We start from the raw sequence: 9,317 nt of genomic DNA on the forward strand, positions 1-9,317 counted from the left end.
TTTACCAAGACTCCTCGCGACTCGGAAAAGTGGAAGGTCATTTACAAACGCCGAACATCCATTGAACGCTCCAATAAACGAGAGAAGATCGACTACAAGCTGGAATCTGGACGACATCGTTCCACGAAAGTGTGGTACGTTCGCATTTATGCCATTATGATCTGTCAGCACATGGATGCTTGGTTTTCTCATCAGAAGGAGAGCTTCAAGGATCTTAAATCATGGATTTTTCCTCAGACTGCTTAACGTTTTTTAGTTTTTAAAAAGGGCACTGTGACGTTTGTTTGCTATACCCATTATTAAAAATCCTTTTCTGTCTTAAGAATTACCCTCGTTTATCGCGAATTTCCAGCTCATTTTCCATATATCCGCCGTTCCCACCCCTTGAATTCCGAGAGGCTATATAATGCAACAAGGCTATAAAAACTGGCCTAGTCTAAGATTTGATGTGGTTGCAATCCGTCAGCTTGGGGAAAGCTCTGAAGTGAACTGGATTAAAGCGGCTTTATAAAGGGTTGCTGTTTTGATCACACAATTTTCACAAATGGATGCTAAACTAGTATTAATCAGATCTTTTCGGTAATAATTGTTGTACCAAAGGAGAGTTTGCAAATTGGATCCGATCTTAATCGTCGATGATGAAGAGAAAATTCGAAGCTTAGTAAGGTTATATCTCGAACGAGAGGGGTATGCCGTTGAGGAAGCACAGGATGGGCGAGTTGCTTTGGAGAAGTTTCGTGCTGGTCAATTTTCGCTTTTAATTGTGGATCTTATGATGCCCGACATTGATGGCTGGCGTGTCTGTCGGGAAGTACGGGAGAGTTCAGCGATCCCGATCATTATGCTGACCGCCCGTGGGGAGGAGTTTGATCGTGTGTTGGGGCTTGAACTGGGCGCCGATGATTATCTGGTCAAACCGTTCAGCACCAAAGAATTAGTCGCACGAGTCAAAGCTCTCTTGCGTCGGTCTACAGGAAAGCTCCATCCGGTTACGACCGAGATATGCGCTGGATTGCTTTGTATAAATAAAGAGAGACATCGGGTTAGCATAGGAGACGATGTCATTAACTTAACTCCTCTGGAATTTGACTTGCTCTATTTTTTGGCTAAGAATCGTGGACGAGTATTCTCACGTGAGCAGCTTATGGAAACAGTTTGGGGGTATGATTTTTATGGGGATGCCCGAACTGTAGACACGCATGTTAAAAAGTTACGAGAGAAACTGGCCCATCCAAATGTGAAGCAAATGCTGGTTACCGTATGGGGCGTGGGTTATAAATTTGATTCAGAGATAGTCAATTAACAACCTAAAATCAACGTCAAGGAGAAAAGACAGGTGTTATTTGCGTGAAAATGCGCTACACATGGAATATTTCTATAAAGCTATGGTTAGCAACGACCATTCTTATTCTCACGGTCCTTGGCGGCTTAGGGCTGACGATAACTTGGCTTTTTGGGGATTTCTACCTAAAGCAAAAGTTAGAGACACTTCGTGCTGAGGCAAATGAGATATCAAAGCAATTGGAGACACTGCCAAGTTGGAGTGGACGTGTAAACTTACTGGAGAAACTTAGACTTACTTCGGGAACCCAATTGGTCCTCCTTGATCCAGAAGGAGATGTCATTTTGATGTCAGGTTCTACGACGCCCCAAGAGCAACGAAGTGTTATAGAATGGCATCTTGGAGGTTTGGTTGGAAGTCCATTAAGTGGATGGTCTCGCGACTTACAACCCTCAGACTTCTTTACTCAAGGATATTTAGAAGAAGTCTTAACAGGAAAAACCATTTCGATTAAGGCTTTACCCGTGAATGGCCGAGCGCAAGCCATGCTGCTTGCTGCAGCTCCAGTCGGATCTAAACCTGTTCAAGGGGTTGTTTTATTAGGGAGTTCGCCGATACCTATTCAAGAAAGTATAGCGACATTTCGCCGACTGATTCTCTACGCTTCTCTGATTGCTGTTTTCTTAGCTACTGTGGTCAGCCTTTTCTTTGCAAGACAGGTTACACGGCCTCTTGCCTTAATGCAAAGAGGTGCGACCCGAATGGCAAAAGGGGATTTCATGCCTATCTTGGGAGTAGCAAGTAACGATGAGATTGGAGAGTTGGCCGAAGCCTTAAATTCAATGGGGGAAAGCCTCAAAAACCATATGGAATGGCTTTCGCGAGAGAAAAATTTACTTCAAGGGATCATTGAAGGCATTAGCGATGGGGTTGTAATGCTGAGTTATGGCGGAAAAATTCTATATGCTAATGATTCTGCAAAAGGGTTATGGCAAGAAAATGACGTTGAAATCCAGGAACGCAAGGACCAAATTGTTAGCTTCCTTCAGACGATGGTGCTCAGCGAGGGTCGGTTGGAGAACTATGCAACGATTTCACTTGGAATCCAAGTCTTACAAGTCGTTATGGCCCCTTTGGCAGATAAAGAAGGGTTTGGCGGACATGTTGCGGTTCTACGCGATGTCACCGCTTCTTTACGAGCGGAAAAGAGTCGACGAGAGTTTTTAGCCAGTGTCACCCATGAGCTTAGAACCCCCCTACATCTGATACAAGGTTACTTGGAGGCTATCCAGGATGGTGTGATACCAAAAGATCAGCAAGAGGAATACCTTGATTTGGTCTTTGAAGAAGCCAAGCGGTTGGCTCGTCTGGTTCAGGACTTACAAGACATGAATCGGCTTGAACGGGGTCAAATTTCACAACCCATTGCTATTGACCTGGAGAGCTTTATGCTGGATATTGAACAACGCTTTCAAGGAAGGGCTCAAGAGTTAGGGGTAAATCTTGAAATTTCTAAGGCATCCGGTGAACTCTATGCAGACCCAGATCGACTGCTGCAAGTTTTTATTAATCTTTTAGATAATGCTTTAAGTCATACCCCGAGCGGAAAAACAGTTCGAGTCTTTCTGGAGGAAGAACAGAATCAAGTGCGGTTGGCGGTTCAGGATGAAGGAGAAGGGATTCCCAAAGAAGCTTTGCCCTATATTTTCGATCGCTTCTTCAGAGTAAATAAGGCACGGTCTCGCAAGGATGGAGGAATGGGCTTAGGATTAGCCATTGTGCGTCAAATTGTAGAAGCTCACTATGGACATATTAGGGTTGAAAGTGATATGGGAAAAGGGACGACCTTTTGGATTGAGCTTCCACGTTTGTAAAAAAAGAGTTAGGGTTGACAAAAGGCCATGGAGATTTCCATGGCCTTTTGATAGACTGCCATCAGTAACTGATGGCAGTCTCTTTTATAACACTTATTATCGGACTAGAGAAAGTTATAAAAGAATTAATTGTCGATATAGGGATTTTTTAGTAGTATTTCAAGTTTCTGTACTGTACCTGTGATAAACTATTAATAACTGTGGCTTATGGATAACTCTAATAGCTTTATAAAAATCATAGTTTTTAGGAGGGCAAGGTATGTTCGCTGCGGTATATGGCATGACAGTCCTTGGATTACAAGCTCATCTGATCCGGGTAGAAGTTGACGTGGCGAATGGTTTACCAAGCTTTGATATCGTCGGATTGCCGAACACTGCTGTAAGAGAGGCTCGGGATCGAGTTCGTTCAGCGATACGTAACTCAGGCTATCAGTTTCCCCTGCAGCGGGTAACGGTGAATTTGGCTCCCGCAGATTTGCGCAAAGAAGGATCGGGTCTCGATCTGCCGATTGCGATCGGGATTCTTGCAGCGACTGGGCAATGTAGTTTACCATCAGCCATTCAGTATGTTTTGACAGGAGAACTCTCATTAGAGGGGACCCTTCGCCCCGTTCCAGGTGTACTCACTATGGCTATAACCCTAGATAGAGTAAACATTGAATCTAGCTTAGACGAAGGCCGTATCAGCGAAACGCTATGCTTGATTGTTCCTCCAGACAATCTGGCAGAAGCTCGTTTGGTGACAGGCTTAGAGACGTATAGTACAGCTAGTCTGGCACAAATTGTCAAGGGAATAGAAGCTGGAAGTGGCTTTGAGGATGGCACGATGTCGCGGACTCCGCAACCAGAATTATATAACGGAGTCAAGGTGGACTGGACAGATGTTCATGGACAACAACATGCGAAGAGGGCTTTAGAAATAGCAGCTGCGGGCGGACATAATGTCGTCCTTGTGGGACCGCCAGGATCGGGAAAGACACTACTGGCTAAAGCATACTCAGGGATACTTCCTCCCTTAAGCGAGCAGGAAAGCATTGAGGTCACTCAGCTTTACAGTGTTTGTGGATTACTAAATTGTAATGGTACTTTGGTTCAACATCGACCTTTTCGAAGTCCTCACCATACCGTTACAAAGGCGGGAATGATTGGGGGAGGACGTGAGTTACGTCCGGGAGAGTTAAGTTTTGCGAATCATGGTGTGCTCTTTTTAGATGAGTTGCCAGAGTTTGCTCGAGAAGTCCTGGAATGTCTCCGGCAGCCTTTGGAAGATCGTGAATTGACGATCACTCGACAATCAGGGAGTATTACCTATCCAGCCCATGTTAGTGTTATAGCAAGTATGAACCCGTGTCCCTGTGGTTTTTTCGGTGATCAGGGAAGAGTTTGTCAGTGTACACCAATGCAAATCCAAAACTATCGAGGCAGGATTTCCGGTCCGCTCTTGGATCGCTTTGACATGCATATAGAGGTGCCAAGGCTGAATTATTCAGAGTTAAAGAATAGCAATGACAATGTATCTTCTAGTGTAATCAGAGAGAGAGTGATGGTAGCCCGTCAGAGGCAATGGGCTCGCCTAGGACCGGCAAAAACCAATGCGGAAATGACGGCAAAGGAAACCAAAGAATTTGGAAGGCTAACTTCGAGTGGGGAATATCTTCTGCATAAGGTTTTTGATAGCCAACACCTTAGTGCTCGCGCTCATGATCGAATTTTAAGGGTTGCTCGCACGATCGCTGACCTAGGAGGTTCCGCAGATATTCTTCCAGAGCATCTAGCTGAAGCAATACAATTTCGTGCTTTGGATAAACGGTTCCAGATATAATTCCAATAAATGGAGGCCGAAATCAAATGATATTACAGGCTCGAAAGCCAGAGGTTCAAATTTGCGGTTTACGCTTAGCGGGTCAAAGTTAGAGTTTGCCCTGAGATTAGTATCTTTCCGGCAGTAGGTTTATAAGAGAAGGGGAGTTGAAAAGATGACATCAACTAAAGTAATTGACTGGCTTTTGAAAGGTGATGTTGTGATACAATATCAAACTCACAGGGATATACTTGAATCGGATCTAAATAGTTTAAAAGCACTAAGAACTCGCATTCAATTTGAAGGCTGGGGAAAACAATTCTTAAATAGTCTATATTCAAATGGTCATGGAGGACAGGGATTCTACCAGTCTAAATGGATTAATAAGCATTACGCGTTACTGGAATTAAAAAATATTTCAATAGCTCCTGATAACAGAGAGATAAAGGAAACTCTTAGTTCAATCTTTAAATATGAAAAAGGTCCAGATGGAGGAATTAATCCATCTAGAACTATAAAGCAAAGTGACGTTTGTATTAATGGTATGGTTTTAAATTATGCTTCGTATTTTGGCGTGAACCAAGCTAATTTACATTCTATTATCGATTTTATTTTATTACAACATATGAATGACGGTGGTTTTAACTGTAGATTCAACAGAAAAGGTGCAGTACATAGTTCCTTACATTCCACGATATCAGTTATTGAGGGAATTCTGGAATACTCGAAGAACGGATATAGCTATCGATTATCCGAATTACAAGAGGCTGAGAATAAATCAAGAGAATTTATTTTACAGCATAGATTGTTTAAATCCGATAAGACAGGAGAAATTATCGATAATAAAATGCTGATGTTCTCCTATCCTTCTAGATGGCGCTATGATGTGCTGAGGGCACTTGATTATTTTCATCTGGGGGACGTTCCTTATGATCCAAGAATGCAAGAGGCAATTGATCTTATTAAAATGAAACAAAGTGCTGATGGAACATGGCCCATGCAGGCTAAATATCCAGGGGAAGTTCATTTTGAGATGGAGAAAGTAGGGGAACCAAGCAGGTGGAATACTCTGAGGGCGTTACGAATTCTAAAAAACAGTATGCCCTAAACTAAAATTGTTTAATCCACGTTTAAGGCACCCACTTCATGCAAGTGGGTGTTCCGTATTTATCTTAAAATGGGTAAAAATTACAAAAAAGAAATATTCTGCTTTGACGTAATATAGAGGAAAAATGGGTTTTATGTTGAAATAAATGCTAAATAATAAAACAATAATAATATAAGATAAGTATCATTAATCAAAGAGCAAGGAGAATTAAGATGATCGAACGATTGACCACCGACAGCTATACAAAAATTAAGGAATATAGGTTTTCTGAGCTCTTTGATTTGAAGGAAATACAAAAACTTCAGGATTTGTTTTCTGCCGCTACGGGTGTGGCTTCAATCATCACCGAGCCTGATGGCACACCGATCACTGAACCAAGTGGTTTTTGTAGTTTATGTAACGAAATAAGAAAAACTGAACAAGGGCTTAAAAATTGCCTAATTTCAGATTCAATCATTGGAAGCCCTAATAAGGAAGGTCCTAAAATCCAAAGATGCTTCAGTGCGGGGCTACTTGATGGCGGAGCAAGCATCATCGTTGCGGGGAAGCATATCGCTAACTGGCTAATTGGGCAAGTTCTCGACGAAGAAGATTATGAAATGAATGATATAGTACAGTACGCAGATGTCATTGGAATAAAGCAGGATGTCTTTAAAAATGAATTAGCTAAGGTTAAGCGTATGCCCCAAGTACAATTTGAGAATATTAGTAAGTTTCTTTTCTTAAATGTACAGCAACTCTCTAAGTATGCTCTCAAAAATATTTCTTTAGAGCATGAGATTGATAAAAGAATACAGTCTGAATTAGAAATTAAAAGTTTAAATAGCGAACTTGAACTAAGGATAAAACGAAGGACTACGCAACTTGAAGAGATTAATGTTCAGTTGGAAGCGAGTAATGCCATGCTTGAAGAGATGAATGCAGAGTTGGAAGAGAGCAATGCCATGCTCGAAGAGACGAATGCTATGCTTGCAGAAGAAATTACTAAACGACAAAAGGTTGAAGAAGAAATTAAACGATTAAATGAAGAATTAGAAAACAAGGTAATTGAGCGTACAAATCAGCTTCAGGACATGAATACTAGCTTGGAAGAAGAAATTGTTGAGAAAACTAGAGCAGAAAACGAGTTGAGTAAAGAAAGATTCTTTACAGATGCCTTATTTAATAGTTCTCCGGGGATCATTTATCTCTACGATGATAATAGTAAGTTAGTGAGATGGAACAAGAAACACGAGGAGATGACAGGGTATTCCTCAGAAGAGCTGGCCCACATGAATTTATTGGATTGGTATAAAGGAGATGAAAAGAGTCAAACGGCTATCTTAGAAGGAATTGAAATAGTTAACCAGAATGGATTTGGGTTTGCCGAGGCCAATCTACAAAAAAAGGATGGCACAAAAATCCCCATGTACTTTACTGCCAGTTCAGTAACTATTGATAATAAACGGTATTTTGCCGGAATAGGAATAGACACCACCGAACGGAACCTGTTATATGAAAGACTACAAAAATATCAGGTTCTCGCTGAAAAGGCCAATGATGCAATGCTGTTTATCGATAAAGAAGGGAATATTCTAGAAGCTAATGATGCCGCGATAAGAATTTATGGGTATAGTTCTAAAGAACTTTCTGCAATGAAAATTTTTGATTTAAGGCTTAGCGAGGCATCTTACATTGAACAAATGGATTCAGCCGATAAGAACGGGATTATTTTCGAAACTGTCCATTATCTAAAAGATGGTACTTCAATCGATGTTGAAGTGAGTTCATATGGAACCTTTTTAGGAGATAAAAGAGTTATTCTCAGTATTGTAAGAGATATTACAGATCGAAAAAAACGGGAAGATGAAAACCAATATTTAAGTTATCACGATGTTCTAACTGGTCTTTATAATAGAAGATTCTATGAAGAAGAAATTAAACGTTTAGATACTAAAAGAAATATTCCTATTTCAATAATAATCGGGGATGTCAATGGGCTCAAGCTTGTAAATGATGCATTTGGCCACGACAAAGGGGATGAGCTTCTCCAGGAAGCAGCAAAGGCTATTCAGAGTGCGTGCAGAACAGATGATATAGTCGCCCGCTGGGGCGGAGATGAGTTTGTCATTCTCCTGCCAAAGACTAATAAAGAAGAGGCAGAAAAAATCGTCAAACGAATAAAAGAACTTTATGCAAATGTCCTTGTGAACGCTGTTCGTGTCAGTATATCGTTTGGCTGGGAGACAAAGGGAAAAACAGATGAAGATATATTAAAAGTATTAAAAAGTGCTGAGGATGCTATGTATAAGTATAAAGTTATTGCAAACGAGGGTATGAGAGGTAATACAATAAATACAATCATTAATACTCTGCATGAAAAAAACCCCAGGGAAGAACAACATTCTAAAAGAGTGAGTCAGATATGCCAGGATATCGGCAGAGCTATAGGCTTATCTGAAATCGAAGTTAGCAGGCTTAAAGTTGTAGGCTTGCTTCATGATATAGGCAAGATTGCCATTGAAGAAGGGATTCTTAATAAACCAGGAAAACTTACTGAAAATGAGTGGAACCAAATAAAACGGCATCCAGATATTGGCTTTAGAATCTTAAGTTCATCTTATGAAATGTTAGAATTAGCAGATTGTATATTAGCTCATCATGAACGATGGGATGGTAAAGGTTATCCAAAGGGGTTAAAAGGGGAAGCTATTCCAAGGGTTTCAAGAATTATTGCCCTGGCTGACGCCTACGATGCAATGATCAGCGAGCGACCCTATCGAAATGCTTTAAGTGAGGAACAGGCATTGAAAGAAATTCGAGAAAACGCTGGCACACAGTTCGATCCTGAAATCACAAGAATATTTACTGAAAAACTATTAGAGAAGCAGTGGGGCTAAATAAGCCAATCAGCTGGTTGGTTTGTACATATTCATTGAGTGTAAACAGATCACCATCCGAAGCCCGTCTACGTATGCTGTAATTAAAGCTGCCAAAAAGGCGGGAATCAAAATGGATGAACCCATCACTGAACGTACGCCGCAAGGCATCGCGGCTGAGATTAATAGGATCAAACAACAGACTTGTAAAATCATGCTTACCAATGCCCTCGAGGTCGGCAAGCGCCTGAAGGAGGCCAAGGCCTTGCTCCCCCATGGAGAATGGGGAAAATGGTTGGTCGAATCGGTGAGCTATTCCCAGCGCACAGCCAACAGGCTGATGCAGCTCTTTGAAGAATAGGGAGATAAACTGTTCGCTTCCACCGATGACGGC

5 protein-coding genes and 2 pseudogenes are annotated in these 9,317 nt (G+C 41.4%); all 7 read left to right on the forward strand.

The window, feature by feature from the left end:
- Positions 1 to 246 (forward strand): annotated as a pseudogene (locus JL57_RS09605) (hypothetical protein); the annotation flags it as partial.
- A gap of 367 nt (positions 247 to 613) precedes the next feature.
- Positions 614 to 1,303 carry a response regulator transcription factor gene (locus tag JL57_RS09610; RefSeq protein WP_034141834.1) on the forward strand — a complete coding sequence of 230 codons (690 nt, stop codon included), beginning with the start codon at positions 614 to 616 and terminating at the stop codon, positions 1,301 to 1,303.
- A 50-nt stretch (positions 1,304 to 1,353) separates the two neighbouring features.
- Entirely contained in the window at positions 1,354 to 3,156 is a 1,803-nt protein-coding gene (locus JL57_RS09615) for an ATP-binding protein (RefSeq protein WP_034141835.1), read from the forward strand.
- A gap of 259 nt (positions 3,157 to 3,415) precedes the next feature.
- Positions 3,416 to 4,978, forward strand: coding sequence for a YifB family Mg chelatase-like AAA ATPase (locus JL57_RS09620; protein ID WP_034141836.1), 1,563 nt, complete (start codon positions 3,416 to 3,418; stop codon positions 4,976 to 4,978).
- A gap of 154 nt (positions 4,979 to 5,132) precedes the next feature.
- The gene (locus tag JL57_RS09625) at positions 5,133 to 6,065 is read left to right on the forward strand and encodes a hypothetical protein (protein ID WP_034141837.1); all 933 of its coding nucleotides are present in this window, start codon (positions 5,133 to 5,135) and stop codon (positions 6,063 to 6,065) included.
- Between the two features lie 212 nt (positions 6,066 to 6,277).
- Positions 6,278 to 8,944 carry a PocR ligand-binding domain-containing protein gene (locus JL57_RS09630; RefSeq protein WP_034141838.1) on the forward strand — a complete coding sequence of 889 codons (2,667 nt, stop codon included), beginning with the start codon at positions 6,278 to 6,280 and terminating at the stop codon, positions 8,942 to 8,944.
- A 112-nt stretch (positions 8,945 to 9,056) separates the two neighbouring features.
- Positions 9,057 to 9,281 (forward strand): annotated as a pseudogene (locus JL57_RS09635) (DUF3102 domain-containing protein); the annotation flags it as partial.
- Between the last annotated feature and the right edge of the window lie 36 nt (positions 9,282 to 9,317).

Source organism: Desulfosporosinus sp. BICA1-9 (genome assembly GCF_000802135.1).